The organism is Duganella sp. BJB476, assembly GCF_003416895.1.
GTDB lineage: Bacteria > Pseudomonadota > Gammaproteobacteria > Burkholderiales > Burkholderiaceae_D > Rugamonas.
The window spans coordinates 510,665-529,381 of the sequence record NZ_QVIO01000004.1 but is presented as its reverse complement, the minus strand read 5'-3'; the positions used below and the strand labels follow the sequence as shown (position 1 = coordinate 529,381).

Genomic DNA, 18,717 nt, shown 5'->3' with positions numbered 1-18,717 from the left:
TGTGAATCGATACACTGATTGTAGTGGTCAGGTAAGGGTAAGACAAGTGGAAATTTTGCCTTAAACGGCAATTTTTCTATTGACTTTGTGGAAGCCCTTTTGCAAAGCGTAGTCCGGCGCTAGCGCCCACTAACGCGAGCTCATCCGGTGCCTTTTGATTAAGCAAAGTCTGCCAGATTTTGCGATAGCATTCCCAATCGAACAACGGTCCCGGGTCGGTTTTCCGGCCCGGCGCGATGTGCTCATGACCCTGCACATCGGTCAGCGGATAGCGCGTTTGCAGCGCCAGCGTCAGCGCCGCCAGCGCCTGGTACTGGGCCGGCTCGAAACCGCTGTCGTCGGTGCCTTCCAGCTCGACGCCGATCGAATAGTCGTTGCACTTCTCCCGTCCCTGGAACGCCGATACACCCGCGTGCCAGGCCCGCTCGTTAGCAGAAACATACTGCATCACGCGGCCGTCACGGCGGATGAAAAAATGGCTCGACACTTTCAACCCTCGCAGGTCCGCGAACGAGGGGTCAGTATTATAGTCCAAGCGGCCGCTGAACAGGTCGGACACGTGCGGACCGCCGAAACAACCGCCCGGCAGCGAGATGTTATGGACCACCAGCAGCGTGATGTCGGCCGGGTCGGGACGGCAGTCGGTGTGCGGGCTGTCGTAGCGCAGGGCCGGCAGCCACCAGCCGTCGGCGCCCAGTTCCGGCGGCTTCACGCCTCCGGCTCCTGGATGTTCAGCTTCTGCATCTGGTAGCGCAGCTGGCGGAAGCTGATGCCCAGCAGCTGGGCGGCCTGGGTGCGGTTGAACTGGGTCTGCGCCAGCGCGCGCAGGATGATGTCGCGCTCGATCTGGTTCAGGTAGTCGGGCAGGCTGCTGGGCAGCGCGTCCAGATGCGGCAGCGGCGGCGTGCTTGCGGCGGACGGCGCCGGCTCGGCCGGCGGCGGCGACGGCAACGGCGCCACGCCCAGCGCGGCGGCTTCGGTGGCGGCCAGGTAGGGCGCCGGCAGCGCGGGCGTCGGCAGCGGCACGATGGCTTCGACCATGCGCGCGCCCTTCAGCGCCAGGTCGGCCACTTCGATCACGCCGTCGTTGGCGAAGGCCAGCGCCCGTTCCAGGATGTTTTCCAGTTCGCGCACATTGCCGGGGAAGGAGTAGCCGCGCAGCGCATCGAGCACGCCCTCGCCCAGCCGCACCTGGTGTTCGAAGGTGCCCAGCCGCTCGAGGATGGCGCCGGTCAGCACGGCCAGGTCGTCGAGCCGTTCGCGCAGCGGCGGCAGGCTCAGTTCAATCACGTTCAGGCGGTAGAACAGATCCTGGCGGAAGCTGCCCTGCTCCACGCACTGCGCCAAATTCTTGTGGGTCGCGCTAATGATGCGCACATCGACCGGCTCCTCGGCGGTGGCGCCGATCTTGCGCACGCGCCGCTCCTGGATCGCCCGCAGCAGCTTGACCTGCATCGCCAGCGGCAGGTCGGCCACCTCGTCGAGCATCAGCGTGCCGCCGTTGGCCGCCTGGAAGAAGCCGTCGCGCTCATCGGCCGCGCCGGTGAAAGCGCCCTTGCGGTAGCCGAAGAACTCGGCCTCCATCAGCGCCTCGGGAATGGCGCCGCAGTTGACGGCGATGAAAGGTTTGCCGTTGCGCGAACTCTGGGCGTGGATCTCGCGCGCCGCCAGCTCCTTGCCGCTGCCCGATTCGCCGTTGATGGCGATCGGCGCCATCGAACGCGCCAGCCGCGCGATCTGCGCGCGCAGCGCCTGGATCACGGCCGATTCGCCCTTCAGGCGGCTGGCCGGCGGCTCGGCGTTGAGCGCTTCGCCTGCCGGCGGCTCGGCGTTCAGCCGCAGCGCCGACTGCACCATCACCCGCAGCTGGTCCAGCGCCACCGGCTTGGAGATGTAGTCGAAGGCGCCGGCCTTGAGCGCGATGACGGCGTTGTCGGCACTGCCGAAAGCCGTCACCACCGCGATCGGCGTGTTCTTATATGCGGCGCTGACTTCGCGCACCAGTTCCAGCCCCAGGCCGTCGGGCAGGCGCATGTCGGTCAGCACCAGCTGGTACTCGCGTTCCGGCGTGGCCAGCAGGCCGCGCGCCTGCGCCAGCGTGGCGGCGCTGTCGACGTCCAGGCCCATTTTCAGCAGGGTCAGTTCCAGCAGCTCGCGCAGGTCGGCCTCATCGTCGACGACCAGCACGCGAGGCGCGCGTTGGGAACCTCTAGCACTCATCAAACAGCCTTTCTACGTCTGCGCCGGATGGGCGAAGGTGATTACAAATCGCCCGCGCGAGCGGGGAGTCCCATCGGGGCTGGCTTTGATATCAAAACGATATTCGTAGTCCAGTCGCGCCTCGTTATTCAAACACAATTCGCGCGCCAGATATAGTCCCAGCCCGGTGCCCTTGCTGGATGTGGTGTAAAACGGTTCGAACAGGTGGGCGCGCACCTCGGGCGAGATGCCGGGGCCGTCGTCCTGCACATGCAGTTCCATGCGCCGCGCCTTGTCGCTGACCAGGTCCATGCGGATCGAGTCCGGCCCGCCGCTGGCGTAGCGCACCGCGTTGTTGAGCAGGTTGAGCACCACCTCGCGCAGGTGCAGCGCGTCGAAGCGCACCAGCGTGCCGGCCGGCGCCGAGGCGCCGATGATGTCCGGCGTCAGGCCGTGGGTCTCGATGAACTCGGTTTTCAGTTCGGCCAGGAAGACGTCCAGCGCCAGCGGCTCGCTGTGCGGCTGCACCTTGCGCGACAGCTGCAGGATGTCCTCGACCATGCGGTTGACCCGCGCCACGTTGTCGCCGACGATCTTCAGCAAGCGCAGGTGGACCGTGCTGTCGAGGTCCTCGCCCAGCAGCGCGGTGGCGTGGCCGATGGCCGACAGCGGATTGCGCACCTCGTGCGCGATGCTGGCGGTGAGCCGCCCCATCGACGCCAGCTTCAGTTGCTGCGCCTGGTTTTCGATGCCGGTCACGTCCTGCAAAAAGATCACGCTGCGCTCGGTGCCCAGGCCGGCCGTGTTGACCGCCGCGAAGCGCACTTTCAGATGCGCGGAGAGGTCGCGGCGCGCGCTCCAGGCGGCCGTCACGTCCTGCAACGCCGCCTCGGCATACGGCTTGATGGTGACATAGGCGGTGCTGCGCGCGGCGTCGGCGCGCCATTCGGCGTAGGCCTGCGCCAGCGGCGCCAGCGCGGCGGCGGCCGACAGGCGCAACTTCATCTCCGGCCCGACCATGCCCAGCATCTGCTGCGCCGCCGGATTGCCGGCGAACACCTGGCCGTCGGGATCGACCACCAGGATGCCGTCGCCGACGTTGGCCATCACCAGCTGGTTCACAGCCTGCTGCACGGTGATCTCGACGCCGCGCTGGATCGCCAGTTCTTCCTGGCCGATCAGCTTGGCCGCCATGCGGTTGACCACGAACACCGCGGCAAAGAAGGCCGCGCCGTACAGGCCCGCCTGCAGGTAGGGCTGGTCGCCCTCCATCATGAACACCTGCCAGGTCGATTCGCCCAGCATGAACAGCGCCACCAGCGCGGCGCAGAACAGCGACAGCATCAGCGGCGCCAGGATGGCCGAACCGGCCAGCGGGAACAAATAGAGGATGGCCAGGCCGCTGCGCAAGCCGCCGCCGGCCACATACAGCAGCGAGATGATGGCCAGGTCGCAGGCGATCTGCGACAGCAGCTGCAACAGGAAGCGGCGCTGCCAGTAGACCGCCGTCAGCGCGAACACGATCGCCAGGCCCAGGTAGATCAGGCAGATCTGCAGGTAGAGATAGGGGCCGGAGGCGCGCAGGCCGTGGTTGTCGAAGCTCAGGTAGACCAGCAGCACCAGCGCGATCACCACGCGGGTGGCGTTCAGCGTCTGCAGCGAGCGCCAGAAGGTTGCGCGCGATTCGGCCGACAGGGCTTGCAGGCGCGCGATCACGCGCGGGGTCCTACGCTGCCGGCAGCGTGGCGTGGGCCGCGCTGCAATAGTCGCGGCCGCGCGCCTGCACGGATTCCGATGCCGGATAGAAGATGCCGCAATGGGCGCATTGCAGCATGGTCTCGGCCTCGGCCACGACCTTCTCATTGGAGCGCGCGCCGCCGCCGGCAGGCTGCTGCGGCTCGCGGAACTGCTGCTGGTGGCGCTTCTGCGCCTCGCGGATCTTGCTGCGGACGGCGAAGATCACCAGGAACACCAAGGCCAACCAAAAGATAATACGGCTCATGCCCAACCCTTATGCAAAACCACTTCAAACACAAAACGACTGCCGACGTAAGCCAGCAACAAGGTGGCGAAACCGGCCAGGGTGAAGCTCAGCGCGGTCTTGCCGCGCCAGCCGCGGAAACGGCGGCCCGCCAGCAGCGAGGCAAACAGCACCCACGACATCAGCGTGAACACCGATTTGTGGTCCCACTTGAGCGCCTGGCCGAACAGCTGTTCGGAGAACACGATACCCGATAACACCGTCAGGCTGAGCAAAGCGAAGCCGATACCTATCATGCGGAACAACAGTTTTTCCATCGTCAGCAGCGCCGGCAGCCGGTCCAGCGCGCCGGACATGAAGCTCTTGCTGTCGGTGCCGGCGTGCAGGCGTTTTTCCTGCAGGGCCATCAGCACCGCGTGGAAGGCGGCCACCGTCAGCGTGCTGTAGGCCAGCGTGGCGATGGCGATATGCCAGCCGAACAAGGGCGACTTGCCCTCCAGCGGGATCACGCTGCCGGGGAAGCCGGCCTGCAGGGCCGCCGCCAGCGCCGCATTCGGCATGACCAGGCGGCGCATGCCGTCCAGGCTGAAATTCTGGTTTTCTATCCAGTACGCGCCCACCGACATCCACAGCGCCGACGACAGCATGGCGGCGAAGCCGATGCGGATGGAGCCCGCGCTAGTACCGGGAAAACCCGCCACCTCGGACCACAGGCCGGCGCCGTGCAGCAGCCAGGCGGCGGCCGTCAAGCCGGAAATCAGGACGGCGCGGCGCGACGGCAGCACCGCACAGAGGAGGTACAGCGCGATGGCTGCGAAGAGTAAGGAAGTCTGCATGTCCTTCAGTTTACACCATCGCTCAGTCGACGGCTGCCATGCGCAGCTCGTCGTTGTGATGGCGTTGCTGTTCTTCCATCACCAGTTGGCCCAGTTCGCGCTTGAGGGCGTTGAACTCGGCGGAGGCCGGATCGCGCATGCGCGGCAGTTCCACCATCAGGTCGCGCTTGACGGTGCCGGGACGGTAGGTCATGACGACGATGCGGTCGGCCAGGTAGATCGCTTCCTCGATGCTGTGGGTGACGAAGATGATGGTCTTCTTCAGCTCGGCCCAGATGCGCAGCAGCTCGTCCTGCAGGTTGCGGCGGGTCAGCGCGTCGAGCGCGCCGAACGGTTCGTCCATCAGCATGATCGGCGAATCGAGCGCCAGCACGCGGGCGATCGCAACCCGCTGGCGCATGCCGCCCGACAGGTCCTTGGGGAAGCGGCTGCGGAAGTCGCTCAGCGACAGCATCGCCAGCAGCTTGTCGACGATGGCGTTGATCTCGGCCTTGGGCAAGCCCTTGATCTCGAGGCCGAAGGCGACGTTGTCGGCCACCGTCATCCACGGGAACAGCGCGTATTCCTGGAACACCATGCCGCGCTCGGGACCGGGCGCCGTCACTTCCTTGCCGTCGGCGACGATGCGGCCGGAAGTCGGCGGCGCGAAGCCGGCGATCGCGTTCAGCAGGGTCGACTTGCCGCAGCCCGACGGCCCCAGCAGGCAGACGAACTGGCCCTGCGGGATTTCCAGCTCGATGTCCTTGAGCGCCACCAGCTGGCGCTCGGCGGTCTGGAACACCTTGCTGACGTTCGAGACGACGATGTGGGTAGCGCTCATCAGTTCTCCAGGCCGCGGTGCCAGCGCAGCAGATGGTTGTTCAGCTTGTTGACGGCGGTGTCGATGATCAGGCCGATCAGGCCGATGGTGATCATGCCGGCCATGATCTTGTCCGACCAGAAGTACTCGCGCGCCTCCAGGATGCGGAAGCCCAGGCCGTTGTTCACCGCGATCATCTCGGACACGATCACCACGATGAAGGCGGTGCCGATGCCGATCCGCACGCCGGACAGGATGTAGGGCACGGCGGCCGGCAGGATCACCCGCAGGAACATGGTGCTGCCGCTGGCGCCGAGGTTGCGCGCCGCGCGCAGGTAGATGCTGTCGACCTGGCGCACGCCGGCGATGGTGTTCATCAGCACCGGGAAGAAGGCGCCCAGCACGATCAGGAAGATGGCCGGCGGATTGCCCAGGCCGAACCACAGGATGGACAAGGGGATGTAGGCGATCGGCGGAATCGGCCGCAGCAGCTGCATCAGCGGGTTGAGCCAGGCGTACACGGTCTGGCTGGCGCCCATCACCAGGCCCAGCGGCAACGCCAGCGCGGCGCCGATGGCGAAGCCGACCACCACGCGGTACAGGCTGCCGAGGGCGTCGACGATCAGTTCGCCCGACACCGCCCACAGCAGCCAGCTGCCCTGCTCCGGGCTGTACGGCTGGATCGGCAGCAGATAGGCGATCCAGCGTTCCAGCACCGCCAGCGGCGACGGCAGCATCTGCGGATTGACCCAGCCCTTCATCGACACCAGCTGCCAGACGCCGATCACCAGCGCCGGCACGATCAGGCCGACGCCGGCCTGCTTCAGATTGAACTTGGCCATTTACTTGACGCCCAGGCTTTTCTTGGCGGCGTCCAGCAGATCGGTCTTGACCCATTCCTTGGCGGCGGGCGGCTTGCTCATGCGGCCGACGCCGGTCTTGAACATGACGTCGGTGGTGATCTGGATGTGCTCGGGCGTGATGTCGTAGGAGTACGGCGAATTGCCGATGGCGTCGTCGAAATCGTCCTTGCTGATCTGGCCCTTGAACACCGTCTCGCGCACATATTTCTCGGCCACGGCAGGCTGCTCGATGAAGGTCTTGGTGGCTTCGACGAAGCAGCGCATGAACTTCTCGGCCAGCGGACGCTTCTCTTTATAGAACTTCTCGGTCATCACCATGGTGCGTACCGGTTCGCCGATCGGGGTGTCGTAAGGCTTGATGATCTCGTTGCCGTAGCCCTTGTTGATAGCCTGCGAGGACTGCGGCTCGGAGTTCATCATGGCGTCGATGTTCTTGCCCAGCAGCGCCTGGTTCAGGTCGGCGTAGGCCAGGTAGATCAGCTGCACGTCCTTGCCCGGCTGGTCGGAGGCGCTCAGGCCGGCCTGCTGCAGCTCGGCCAGCAGCAGCACTTCCTGGATGCCGCCGCGCGTGACGCCGACCTTCTTGCCCTTCAGGTCCTTGACGCTTTTCAGCTTGAGCTCGGCACGGCCGACCAGGCGCGCGCCGCCCTTGGCGAAACCGGCCACCACGAAGATGGGCGCGCCGCTGGCGCGGCCGGAGATGGCCGCCTCCGACGCGGTGGTGCCGACATCGAGCTCACCGGCGATAATCCCCTGCATCACATCCAGTCCCTTGGCGAACACCCGCTCCTCGACCTTGATGCCGCACTTGGGGGCGATCTCCTTGATGTAGGAGACGGCGCCGTAGTGGGCGAACTTCAGGTTACCCAGCCGAACCACTTCCTGCGCCTGGACCGAACCGGCAACAACCATCGCGGCCATCACCAACACCTTGCAGCGTGCATGCAGTTTCATACCGTCTCTCTCCTGAGGAATAGTCTTGTGATCGCATCATACCAACAGCCGACAATTTCAAGAATACAAAAAATACAGGGTGGCCGGCAGCCGGTCGTGACAATTGGTGAATAAGACGGAACTTTATTAATACATAATCATTCTAATTTAATAAATAGGAGTTTCACATGCGTCTGTCTTCCCGCTTGTCACCCGCTATCCCCACGCTGTTGCTGGCCACCGCACTGACCGCCTGCGGCGGCGGCAGCAGCGGTACGTCGGCCCCGCCGGTACCGCCCACCGTCACGCTGGCGGCAGTAACGACGCAGACCCTGGCCGGCGGCAAGCCGGTGGCGCTGACGGCCACCGTGTCGAGCAGCGACGCCGTCAGCTGGAGCCTGGCGGCCGGCGCGGCCGGCACACTGTCGGCCACCAGCGGCGCCAGCGTCAACTACCTGCCGCCGGCGGCCGGAGTGGCCAAGCCGGCAACCGTGACGGTGACCGCCACCGCCGGCGGCGTCAGCAAGAACGTCAACCTGGCGCTGTACCCGGACCCGGGTCCGGCCGGCCTGAGCCTGATCGCCGGCTCGATCGCCACGCCCACCGCCCAGGACGCCGACCTCGACGGACCGAACGCCGGCGCGCGCTTCCGGAAGCCGACCCAGCTGGCGGTCGACGCCGACGGCAACCTGTACGTCGCCGACGACGCCCGCAGCAGCGGCGCCTTTATCGGCGGCCACGGCCTGAGCCTGCGCCAGGTCACGGCCAGTGCCACCTCCACCGTGTTCCAGCAATATGACGGCGTCAACACCGTCAGCGGCCTGGCCGTGGACCGCAACCACCAGTTCTATATCAGCGAAGTCGGCATCCAGTCGCTGGAAAACCGGCCGAAGGGCGGCGCCCTGCGCAAGTGGCAGAACAACAGTTTCACCACGCTGTCGGGCGGCTACGTTGCGCCGTGGCTCGACTACCAGCAGGTCGACGGCCCGGCCGCCAGCGCGCAATTCCAGAACCCGGTGCTGCTGGGCGTGGACGCCGACGGCACGCTGTACATCCGCGACAACGACAAGCTGCGCCAGCTGACGGCGGCCGGCGTGGTCAGCACCATTCCTAGCCTGCCGGCCGGCATCGTCTCGGCGCCCGACGGCGCCACCTACACGGTCGATGCCGCCAGCGCGGTGGTCTACCGCGTGGCGGCCGACGGCGGCAAGACCGTGGTGGCCGGCGTGCCGAACGTGCAGGGCACGGTGCTGGGCAGCCTGCCCGGCGGCCTGTACCAGCCGCAGGCGATCGTGCCGACCGGCTTGTACAGCTTTGCCGTCATCTCCGGCAACGCCATCGTCAAGCTGGTTCTGCCGCACTAGTCCTTCAGGTATTTGTCGCAGATCGCCCGGTAGCGGCCGCTCTTGTGCGGTCGCGCCAGGCCGGCATTACAAGACCCGGCGGGGCCTCCTGGCCTCCCGTCGACAAAAAGCCTACAATACGCAGCTTTAAAAATCCGCCAATATTGCCATCTTTGCGCGTACACCGGCCGGCCGGCGTCGTCAATGAATGGCAAACCATGGCCTGGCGCGCGCAGGCCCGGCCACCTATGCGCTGATCGTCAAGCAGGTCGTACCGCACTCAGCGCCAACTCGCATCCCGTTCTATTTCTTTAAGGCCCACACCATGCCTCACCCCATTAGCTACCGCAGCTGGCGCAACGCCGGTGGCCTGATCCTCTCGGCATCCCTGCTGACCGCCTGCGGCGGCGGTGGCGGCAGCGCCGTCGCGCCGCCCCCCGCCCCAGCCACCGCCAGCGAACTACAGCTGTCGCCGGCGCCGAGCCAGCTGGTGGCCGGCGCCGCGCCGCTGGTCGTAAACGCCACGCTCAACGGCACCGGCAGCGTCAGCTGGACGCTGGCTGCCGGCGGCGCCGGCAGCCTGTCGGCCGCCAGCGGCGCCACGGTCAGCTATGCGCCGCCACCGGCGGGCGCGGTGTACCGCAACACGCCGGTCACCATCACCGCCAGTTCGGGCGGCCTGAGCAAGTCCATCACGCTGACCCTGACGCCGGCGCCCGGACTGTGGCTGGTGGCCGGCGCCATCGGCGGCAGCGGCAACCTGGACGGCAAGGGTGACAACGTCCGCTTTGACGGCCTCGCGGACATCAGCGGCGACGCCGCCGGCAATGTCTACCTGGGCGGCGGCCGCCGCCTGCGCATGCTCACCCCCGATGGCACAGTCAGCACCATCGCCAGCGACGACAGCTACGACCGGGGCCCGATGGTCTCCTCGCCGGACGGCACGACACAATATTTCATCCGCATCCTGCAGTATGAATTGCACCTGTACGCCAGAAAAAGCGACGGCGGCAACAAGGATTACGGCGTCGTCTCTGGTCCAACAAAAATGGCGGCGGATAATAACAACGTCTACCTGCTCTACAGTGCACCGTATGCCGCCATCGTCCGCTATGGCGCAGGGGACGGCAACACGGTATTGGTCGCCGGCGACTACCGCAATCGCAGCTATGTCGACGGCCCGGCCGGGGTCGCCCGCCTCGACCATCCAACCGAAATGCTGCGCGACCGGGACGGCAATCTGCTCGTCATCGACGACGGCAGCCTGCGCAAGGTCACCCCGGACGGCGCCATTTCAACGCTGGTGCGCGGCCAGCCGCAGGACGTAGCCGACGACGGCAGCGGCGCCGTGCTGCATGGCGCCCGCAGCCTGACGCTGGACCGCGACGGCAACGTACTGCTGATGGAGCGGCCGAAAAAGGACGGCGGCTACGCCATCCGCAAAGTCAGCGGCACCACCGTCACCACGCTGTACGTGGAGAGCGACCCGGCGCCGGCGCCGCTTGAGTCTAATCAGTACTACGCGGACGAGATCGGCTATCCGTCGCCCGACAAGCTGCTGTACGCCACCATCGACGGCCGGCTGATCGTCGGCAACCGCAACACGCTACGCACCGTCAATCCCGACGGCAGCCGCACGCCGCTGGCCGGCCTGGGCCTCGACACCGGCGCGCAGGGCAAAGACGGCCAAGGCGCCGCCGCCAGCTACCATCGCCCGGGCCGCCTGGCTGCCGACCGCGATGGCAATGTCTATTCGGTCGAACTGCGCTGGGACACTACCGGGGACAAGCGCTATTTGGACGAGTCCAGCAACCGCGCCGTCCTGCGCAAGACCACGCCGTCCGGCCAGGTCAGCACCATACTCGACCGCGAGATGGGCTTGATCACGGGACTGGCGGTCGATCGCAGCGGCCGCCTGTATTTCTCGCTGAAGTACGACGCCAACGTCGATCGCGGCGGTGCCGTCTACCGGCTCGACGCCAACGGCCAGACCACCCTGATCGCCGGTGCTGCCGGCGCCGCCGTCCCCCACGATGCGCTGCTGCAAGTCGACGGCACCGGCAGCGCGGCGCGCTTCTTCATCCCGGAAGACCTGGCCATCGACGCCGACGACAACCTGTATGTGACCGAGCCCAATATCACCATCGGCATCACCAACTTCCAGGCCAGGCTGCGCAAGATCACGCCGGCCGGCGTGGTCAGCACCATACTGGCGCCACCGCGCAGCGACGACCCGCCGCCACTGCCGGGCAGCGCCAACCTGGCGCCGGACGGCCTGCATTACGCCGTGCAGGACAACACCGTGGTGCGCAGCAACGCGGACGGCAGCAAGACCGTGGTGGCCGGCAAATCCAAGGTGGTCGGCACGCGCCTGGGCGCGCCGGGCGACGCGCTGCTGGGCAAAGCCAACAGCATCGTCGCCACCGGTCCCGGCACCTTTGCCATCGCGGTCGACGGCGCTATCCTGCGGCTGGTGCTGCCGTAACGGCGCGACTCAGTCCTTCAGGTATTTGTCGTAGATCGCCCGGTAGCGGCCGCTCTTGTGCAGCTGCGCCAGGCCGGCGTTGAAGTCGTCGCGGATGGCGGCGTCGCGGAACACCGGGCGGTAGTCGTTGGGATCGGCGCGGGTGAAGCTGTGCTCGTCCAGCGCCGGCATCACGAAGCCGGGCTGGCGCTGCCTGAGCAACCGCGTGTAGTACTGGAAGATGCTGCGGTCGCTCAGCACCACCTCGTAGCGGCCCAGCGCCAGCAATTGCGGCTGCGCCTCCTGGCGATTGTTCTCGACATAGTCGCGGTTGTGGACCAGCGCCTGCAACCAGGCCGGGTAGCGCGCGGCCGCGCCGACGAAGGCGTTCACGCTGTGGCCCTGCAAGTCCCGCGGCGTGCGGATCTGCAGCTTGCGGCTGGCCAGCGTATAAAACACGTTGTCGTAGATGACCGGCGCGGCGCCGTAGTGGCCGCCATACCGCGTCATGTCCTCGCCGACGTCCATCATGATGGCGTCGATGTCGCCCGCCTTGAACGTGACCGGGATGCGGCCCATCGGCAAATAGCGCGCCTGCAACACGTGGCCGCGGTAGGCCAGCGCCTCGCGCACCACCTCCACTTCGATGCCCGCATCCTCGCGCACTAATATAAAGGGCGGCAGATTGTCGCCGAAGGCCATGCTGACGGTGGCGGCGCCGGCCGGCCCGGCCAGCGCCAGCATTGTGCAGAGGAAGAGGTGCGCTCGGTTCATGCGGTAAATGATAACAGGCCCGCCGGCGCCCGCGACCTGCCCGATGGGGTAAAATGACGGCCACTGTTCATTCCGGGTTCATCATGCTAGACAATCTTACCCAACGCCTTGCCAAGGTCGTTAAAACCATGCGCGGCGAGGCCCGCCTGACCGAAGCCAACACCGCCGAGATGCTGCGCGAAGTGCGCCTGGCGCTGCTGGAGGCCGACGTCGCCCTGCCCGCCGTGCGCGAATTCATCGCCAAGGTCAAGGAAAAGGCCCTGGGCGAGGAAGTGATCTCCTCGCTGACGCCGGGCCAGGCCCTGGTCGGCGTGGTGCAGCGCGAGCTGGCCGCCATCATGGGCGCCGACCTCGGCCCCGAGGCCGCGCAGCTGAGCTTTGCCCAGCAGCCGCCGGCGATCATCCTGATGGCCGGCCTGCAAGGTGTGGGCAAGACCACCACCGTCGGCAAGCTGGCCAAGTACCTGAAGGAAGAAAAGAAAAAGAAAGTGCTGACCGTCTCGGCCGACGTGTATCGTCCCGCCGCGATCGCCCAGCTGCAATCGGTGACCGCCCAGGTCGGCGCCGACTTCTTCCCGTCCACCGCGCAGGACAAGCCGGTCGACATCGCGCTGGCCGCGCTGGACTGGGCCAAGAAGCACTACCACGACGTGCTGATCATCGACACCGCCGGCCGTTTGGGCATCGACGAAGAGATGATGAAGGAAATCGCCGCCGTGCACGCGGCGGTCAAGCCGATCGAAACCCTGTTCGTGGTCGACGCCATGCTGGGCCAGGACGCGATCAACACCGCCAAGGCCTTCAACGACGCGCTGCCGCTGACCGGCATCGTGCTGACCAAGCTGGACGGCGACGCCCGCGGCGGCGCCGCGCTGTCGGTGCGCCACATCACCGGCAAGCCGATCAAGTTTGCCGGCGTGTCGGAAAAGCTGGACGGCCTGGAAGCGTTCGATCCGGTGCGCATGGCCAGCCGCGTGCTGGGCATGGGCGACATCATGGCGCTGGTGGAAGAGGCGCGCAAAGGCGTCGACACCAAGGCGGCGGCGGAACTGGCGGCCAAGGTCAAGTCGGGCGGCAAGTTCGACATGAACGACTTCAAGGCGCAGCTGGGCCAGATGAAGAAAATGGGCGGCATGGCCAGCCTGGTGGACAAATTGCCGGCGCAGTTCCAGCAGGCCGCAGGCGGCGCCAACATGGACCAGGCCGACAAGCAGGTGCGGCGCATGGTCGGCATCATCGACTCGATGACGCCGCAGGAACGCGCCAAGCCGGAGCTGATCAAGGCCACCCGCAAGCGCCGCATCGCGGCCGGCGCCGGCGTCCAGGTGCAGGAAGTGAACCGCATGCTGACCCAGTTCGAGCAGATGCAATCGATGATGAAAAAGCTGTCCGGCGGCGGCATGATGAAGATGATGCGCTCGATGAAGGGCATGATGCCGGGCATGCGCTAAGCTGGGGAAAAGCCTGCGTCATAGAGGGAAAAGCGCGCCGCCACGGTGCGCTGCCCCGCGAAAGCCCGTGTTTACGTGGTGTTTCCGGGAAAAAACGCGAAAAACACTTGCATACTCGGTAAATCACCACCAATATTAGCCGGTGCGATCAATTGCGCAATTTTCCATGTGTTCGTTAAGGAGGCTCGAAGATGGCAACAGCCAAAAAAACCCCAGCAGCAGCACCAGCTAAGAAAGCCGCCGCGAAACCGGCAGCCGCAAAAAAGGCAGCACCCGCAAAAGCAGCAGCCAAGCCAGCAGCAGTGAAAAAAGCAGCCGCACCGGCCGCACCGCGCAAACCGAACGCCGCCTTCATGAAAGCGATGACGCCATCGGCCACCCTGGCCGCCGTAGTTGGCGCCGCACCGCTGCCACGCACCGAAGTCACCAAAAAAGTCTGGGATTACATCAAGAAGCTCGACCTGCAAGATCCGGCCAACCGCCGCATGATCAATGCCGACGACAAGCTGAAAGCTGTGTTCGGCGGCAAAGCACAAGTGTCCATGTTCGAAATGACCAAGCTCATTTCCGACCACCTGAAATAAGCGCAGCGGCCAGTACAGCCGCGCCGGGATGCCGTCCTCGCTCACGCGATGACGGCATTTTTTATGGGCGGGATGTTACTGCACCTTCCAGTTGTTCCAGGCCGATAGCACGGCGTTCGGATACTCCGGCTTGCCGCGGCTGCCGTTGTAGCGGCCCAGCGCCAGGTAGAGGTTGCCCGACTCCATGTCGATGTACATGCGCAGGATGGCGCAGCCGTAGCGCAGATTGGTCTGCATATTGAACAGCGCGCTGCGGTTGCGGTCGCCGATCACATTGGTCCAGAACGGCATCACCTGCATATAGCCGCGCGCACCCACCATCGACACCGCGTACTTGCGGTAGGCCGATTCCACCTGGATCAGGCCCAGCACCATGCCCGGCTCCAGGCCGGCGCGGCGCGCCTCGTACCAGACCGTGGTCAGGAACTCGTTGCGGGTTTGCTCGTCGGGCAGCTTGCGCTTCAGGCGCGAGGACACCTGCGCCAGCCAGCCCTGGTAGCGCAGGCGTTCGGTGTCGGTGCGGAAGGTCGGCTGCGGCGGGGTCGCATCCTTGATGGCGTTCGACAGCGCCAGCCGAACCGAATCGGCCAGCGCTTCTTCCTTCTGGTTGCCGGCGTGGGCGGCGCCGATGACGCCGACCAGCGCCAGCATCACCACACACCCGGCCAGCATGGGCTTCACGTTCACGCCGCCATTTTGCCTTTGATGAAGCTGACGATGTCGGCCACCGGCACGGCGGTCGCTTCGGTGTCGCGGCGGCCCTGGTATTCCAGGTTGCCTTCCTTCAGGCCGCGGTCGCCGATCACCACGCGGTGCGGCACGCCGATCAGCTCCCAGTCGGCGAACATGCCGCCCGGACGCAGGCCACGGTCGTCGAGGATGACGTCGATGCCGGCCGCCTGCGCGTCGGCGTACAGCTTCTCGGTCGCTTCCTTGACCGCTTCGCTGCGGTCCATGCCCATCGGGCACAGCACCAGCTCGAACGGTGCCAGCGAGGTCGGCCAGATGATGCCCTTGTCGTCGAAGTTCTGCTCGATCGCCGCGCCCAGGATGCGGGTCACGCCGATGCCGTAGCAGCCCATCTGCAGTGGCGCAGGCTTGCCGTTCTCGTCGAGGAAGGTGGCCTTCATCGACTCCGAGTACGCGGTGCCCAGCTGGAACACGTGGCCCACTTCGATGCCGCGCTCGATCGCCAGCACGCCCTTGCCGTCCGGCGAGGCGTCGCCCGCCACCACATTGCGCAGGTCGGCCACGATGGTCGGCTCGGCGGTATCGCGGCCCCAGTTGGCGCCGGTGTAGTGGAAGCCGGCGTCGTTGGCGCCGCAGACGAAGTCGGCCATGTTGGCGACCGTGCGGTCGGCCACCACGGTGACCGGGGCCTTCGTGCCGATCGGGCCCAGGTAGCCGGGCACGCAGCCGTACACTTCCAGGATCTCGGCTTCGGTCGAGAAGCGGTGCGCCGCCAGGCCAGGCACTTTGCCGACCTTGACTTCGTTCAGCTCATGGTCGCCGCGCAGCAGCAACATGAAATACTGTTTAGCTACTTTGCCGTCGGTCTCGGTTTCCACCGTCAGCGCGATGGTTTTCACGGTCTGCGACAGGTCCAGCTTGAGCAGCTCGGCCACCGCTTCGCACTTGGTGGCGTTCGGGGTCGAGGTCTTGGTCAGCGCTTGCGCGGCAGCCGGACGGGCGGCGGCCAGCGGCAGCGCTTCGGCCGCTTCCATATTGGCGGCGTAGTCCGAGGTCTCGCAATACACGATGGCGTCCTCGCCGGTGCTGGCGATGACGTGGAATTCGTGCGAACCGGTGCCGCCGATGGCGCCGTTGTCGGCCGCCACGGCGCGGAACTTCAGGCCGAAGCGGGTGAAGATCGAGACATAGGCGTCAAACATGACTTTGTACGACGCCTGCAGGCCGGCCAGGTCGCGGTCGAAGGAGTAAGCGTCCTTCATGGTGAACTCGCGGCCGCGCATCAGGCCGAAACGGGGACGGCGTTCGTCGCGGAATTTGGTCTGAATGTGGTAAAAATTCAACGGAAGCTGCCGGTAGGATTTAATTTCCGAACGCACCACATCGGTAATAACTTCTTCCGAAGTCGGCTGGATCGCGAAATCGCGGCCGTGGCGATCCTTCACGCGCATCAGTTCCGGGCCCATCTTGTCCCAGCGCCCGGTCTCCTGCCAGAGCTCGGCTGGCTGCACCAAAGGCATCAGCAGCTCAATGGCGGCGGCCTTGTTCATCTCTTCGCGGATGATGGCTTCGACTTTGCGGATGACGCGCAAGCCCATCGGCATGTAGGTATAAATGCCCGAACCGAGGCGTTTGATCATGCCGGCGCGCATCATCAACTGATGGCTGACGATCTCGGCGTCGGACGGCGCTTCTTTAAGCGTGGAAATAAAAAATCGTGAGGCGCGCATACGGTGAATTCTTTTTAAAAAGAGAGAGTTATAATCAACCTAATTTTAAAGGATTAGCTGGCTGATGCGTCCATACTTTATACAAATGCGTTCAATTGATGCCTCTCCGGCCGTTTTCGTACCCCGAAAACCCAGCCGGAGCGCGGTTTTGTGGGCAAAAATATAAGCAGGGAGCTCGGTCGCAGAAAGTTTGAGGTGCAATATGCTCGATCGTGAAGGGTTTCGGCCCAACGTCGGCATCATCCTGCTAAACGCCCAGAACGAGGTGTGGTGGGGCAAGCGGGTGCGCGAGCACTCATGGCAATTTCCGCAAGGTGGCATCAAGTACGGAGAAACGCCGGAACAGGCGATGTATCGGGAGCTGGAAGAAGAGATCGGATTACGGGCAGAGCACGTCAAAATCGTCGGCCGCACGCGCGATTGGCTGCGCTACGAGGTGCCCGACCACTTCATCAAGCGCGAGATTCGCGGCCATTACCGTGGCCAGAAGCAGATTTGGTTCCTGCTGCGCATGTGCGCCCGCGACAACGACGTCAACCTGCGTCTGACCGACCATCCCGAATTCGACGCCTGGCGCTGGCACGATTACTGGGTGCCGCTGGACGTGGTGATCGAATTCAAGCGCGATGTCTACCAGCGCGCCCTGCAGGAGCTGTCGCGCTTCCTGACCTGGCCGGCCAACGGCCACGACCGTCGGCACCACGGTTCGCGCTATCTGCGCCAGCCGCACCCGCCGCGGCCGAATCCGGAGGCGCCGGGCTCGACCTGCGGCACGGAGGCGCCGGCCGAAGCGGCGGTGGCCGCCGAGCCGCAAAAGAAAATCGGTTAAAAAAAACGGGACAGTCTGACTGTCCCGTTTTTTTTTGCGCTGAGGCTTTCCCTCAGACGATGCGGCAAGCCTCGTCAAACGCCAGGCGCGGCGCACGCGGACGCAGCTTGGCGACGTCGCCGTAGCCGAGGTTGCACAAGAAGTTGGACTTGACCGCGCTGTCGGCAAAGAAGGCCTGGTCCACCTTGGCGTTGTCGAAGCCGGACATCGGTCCGCAATCGAGGCCGATGGCGCGCGCCGCCATCATCAAATAACCGCCTTGCAGCGATGAGTTGCGGAAGGCGGTGGCCTGGATCGCCGCGTCGTTGCCGGCGAACCAGGAGCGGGCGTCGACCGCCGGCGACAGCTGCGGCAGCTTTTCATAGAACTCCAGGTCCATGCCGACGATGACGGTGACCGGCGCCGCCATGGTCTTCTCGGCGTTGCCCGCCGACAGAGCCGGCAGCAGCCTGGCCTTGGCTTCCGGCGAGCGCACGAACACCAGCCGCGCCGGCGAGCCGTTGGCCGAGGTCGGCGCCCACTTCATCAGGTCGTACAGCAGCTCCAGCTGGGCGTCGCTGACGGCGCGGTCCAGCCAGCCGTTGTGGGTACGGGCGTTGTAGAACAGGGTGTCGAGGGCGGTTTGATTGAGCATGGTTGATCCATTAAGTTTAATGAATTGCTATGGCGGTGCGGGGTCACAGTACACATTTTATCCAGCGGGTACAATGGCGCCATGTTTAATCCATCTTCCGACGACGTGCGCCGCTTCTTTTGCGAGACCTTCCGCAAGCAGCGCGCCAACGAAATCCTGACCCCGCTTGAAACCATGGCGGCCGACTGGGTGCGCCACCATCCCGAGTACCACGACGTGCTGAGCGACGTCGACGCCGCGCTCGCGCGCGACTACTCGGTGGAAGGCGCGCAAGCCAATCCGTTTTTGCATTTGTCGATGCACCTGTCGATCGACGAGCAGATCTCGATCGACCAGCCGCGCGGCATCCGCGACGCCGCCACCGCGCTCACGCTCAAGCTGGATGACGCCCACGCGGCGCAGCATGAAATCATGGAATGCCTGGGCGAGATGATCTGGAACGCCCAGCGCAACGGCCTGCCGCCGGACGGCGACGCCTACATCGAAGCGATCAAGCGCCGCCTCAAATAAGTCGGGGGTCAAGTCTGACATTCGGACACGGCCTCTGCTGTAGCGGTTGCTACGGCAAAGCTCGTGTCCGAATGTCAGACTTGACCCCCGTGGTTTT

At 65.3% G+C, this 18,717-nt stretch carries 18 protein-coding genes; 6 read left to right on the top strand and 12 right to left on the bottom strand.

The window, feature by feature from the left end:
* Positions 1-76: 76 nt before the first annotated feature.
* The 8 genes from ampD to D0T21_RS18900 are packed head-to-tail and all read right to left on the bottom strand — an operon-like array spanning position 77 to position 7,632.
* Positions 77-712 (bottom strand): 1,6-anhydro-N-acetylmuramyl-L-alanine amidase AmpD, encoded by a 636-nt coding sequence (gene ampD, locus D0T21_RS18935; RefSeq protein WP_116991640.1) that lies wholly within the window; start codon positions 710-712, stop codon positions 77-79.
* Entirely contained in the window at positions 709-2,220 is a 1,512-nt protein-coding gene (locus tag D0T21_RS18930) for a sigma-54 dependent transcriptional regulator (RefSeq protein ID WP_116991641.1), read from the bottom strand. Before D0T21_RS18930 ends, ampD begins: the two co-directional genes overlap by 4 nt.
* A 12-nt stretch (positions 2,221-2,232) precedes the next feature.
* Entirely contained in the window at positions 2,233-3,915 is a 1,683-nt protein-coding gene (locus D0T21_RS18925; RefSeq protein ID WP_116991642.1) for a PAS domain-containing sensor histidine kinase, read from the bottom strand.
* 10 nt (positions 3,916-3,925) lie between these two features.
* Complete coding sequence (locus D0T21_RS18920) at positions 3,926-4,201, bottom strand: PP0621 family protein (RefSeq protein WP_116991643.1); 276 nt, start codon at positions 4,199-4,201, stop codon at positions 3,926-3,928.
* A complete protein-coding gene (locus D0T21_RS18915) occupies positions 4,198-5,016 on the bottom strand; it encodes an inner membrane protein YpjD (protein WP_116991644.1) in 819 nt (272 codons plus the stop codon). Before D0T21_RS18915 ends, D0T21_RS18920 begins: the two co-directional genes overlap by 4 nt.
* A 22-nt stretch (positions 5,017-5,038) precedes the next feature.
* Positions 5,039-5,836: an ABC transporter ATP-binding protein gene (locus tag D0T21_RS18910; RefSeq protein WP_116991645.1), complete on the bottom strand. Its 798-nt coding sequence runs from the start codon at positions 5,834-5,836 to the stop codon at positions 5,039-5,041.
* On the bottom strand, positions 5,836-6,657 hold the full coding sequence (locus tag D0T21_RS18905; RefSeq protein ID WP_116991646.1) for an ABC transporter permease: 822 nt from the start codon (positions 6,655-6,657) through the stop codon (positions 5,836-5,838). Before D0T21_RS18905 ends, D0T21_RS18910 begins: the two co-directional genes overlap by 1 nt.
* On the bottom strand, positions 6,658-7,632 hold the full coding sequence (locus tag D0T21_RS18900) for an ABC transporter substrate-binding protein (protein WP_116991647.1): 975 nt from the start codon (positions 7,630-7,632) through the stop codon (positions 6,658-6,660).
* A 167-nt stretch (positions 7,633-7,799) separates the two neighbouring features.
* Between D0T21_RS18900 and D0T21_RS18895 the strand changes: the two genes are divergently transcribed.
* Positions 7,800-8,975, top strand: coding sequence for a hypothetical protein (locus D0T21_RS18895; RefSeq protein WP_116994463.1), 1,176 nt, complete (start codon positions 7,800-7,802; stop codon positions 8,973-8,975).
* A 187-nt stretch (positions 8,976-9,162) separates the two neighbouring features.
* A complete protein-coding gene (locus D0T21_RS18890; RefSeq protein WP_116991649.1) occupies positions 9,163-11,439 on the top strand; it encodes a hypothetical protein in 2,277 nt (758 codons plus the stop codon).
* A 9-nt stretch (positions 11,440-11,448) separates the two neighbouring features.
* On the opposite strand, the gene D0T21_RS18885 is transcribed toward D0T21_RS18890, so the two are convergent.
* Positions 11,449-12,192: an ABC transporter substrate-binding protein gene (locus tag D0T21_RS18885; protein ID WP_229211545.1), complete on the bottom strand. Its 744-nt coding sequence runs from the start codon at positions 12,190-12,192 to the stop codon at positions 11,449-11,451.
* Between the two features lie 83 nt (positions 12,193-12,275).
* Between D0T21_RS18885 and ffh the strand changes: the two genes are divergently transcribed.
* Positions 12,276-13,643: a signal recognition particle protein gene (ffh, locus tag D0T21_RS18880; RefSeq protein WP_116991651.1), complete on the top strand. Its 1,368-nt coding sequence runs from the start codon at positions 12,276-12,278 to the stop codon at positions 13,641-13,643.
* 191 nt (positions 13,644-13,834) lie between these two features.
* Positions 13,835-14,227 carry an SWIB/MDM2 domain-containing protein gene (locus D0T21_RS18875; protein WP_116991652.1) on the top strand — a complete coding sequence of 131 codons (393 nt, stop codon included), beginning with the start codon at positions 13,835-13,837 and terminating at the stop codon, positions 14,225-14,227.
* Positions 14,228-14,302: 75 nt separating this feature from the next.
* Here D0T21_RS18875 and D0T21_RS18870 read toward each other — a convergent pair whose 3' ends face one another.
* Together D0T21_RS18870 and D0T21_RS18865 are read right to left on the bottom strand one after the other, a co-directional pair.
* The gene (locus D0T21_RS18870; RefSeq protein WP_199538530.1) at positions 14,303-14,899 is read right to left on the bottom strand and encodes a lytic transglycosylase domain-containing protein; all 597 of its coding nucleotides are present in this window, start codon (positions 14,897-14,899) and stop codon (positions 14,303-14,305) included.
* An 11-nt stretch (positions 14,900-14,910) separates the two neighbouring features.
* Positions 14,911-16,647: a proline--tRNA ligase gene (locus tag D0T21_RS18865; RefSeq protein ID WP_116991653.1), complete on the bottom strand. Its 1,737-nt coding sequence runs from the start codon at positions 16,645-16,647 to the stop codon at positions 14,911-14,913.
* Positions 16,648-16,849: 202 nt separating this feature from the next.
* Between D0T21_RS18865 and D0T21_RS18860 the strand changes: the two genes are divergently transcribed.
* A complete protein-coding gene (locus tag D0T21_RS18860) occupies positions 16,850-17,476 on the top strand; it encodes an RNA pyrophosphohydrolase (RefSeq protein WP_116991654.1) in 627 nt (208 codons plus the stop codon).
* Between the two features lie 52 nt (positions 17,477-17,528).
* Here D0T21_RS18860 and D0T21_RS18855 read toward each other — a convergent pair whose 3' ends face one another.
* Positions 17,529-18,110 carry a malonic semialdehyde reductase gene (locus D0T21_RS18855; protein WP_116991655.1) on the bottom strand — a complete coding sequence of 194 codons (582 nt, stop codon included), beginning with the start codon at positions 18,108-18,110 and terminating at the stop codon, positions 17,529-17,531.
* An 81-nt stretch (positions 18,111-18,191) separates the two neighbouring features.
* Between D0T21_RS18855 and D0T21_RS18850 the strand changes: the two genes are divergently transcribed.
* Entirely contained in the window at positions 18,192-18,620 is a 429-nt protein-coding gene (locus tag D0T21_RS18850; protein ID WP_116991656.1) for a DUF1841 family protein, read from the top strand.
* The last annotated feature ends 97 nt before the right edge of the window (positions 18,621-18,717 follow it).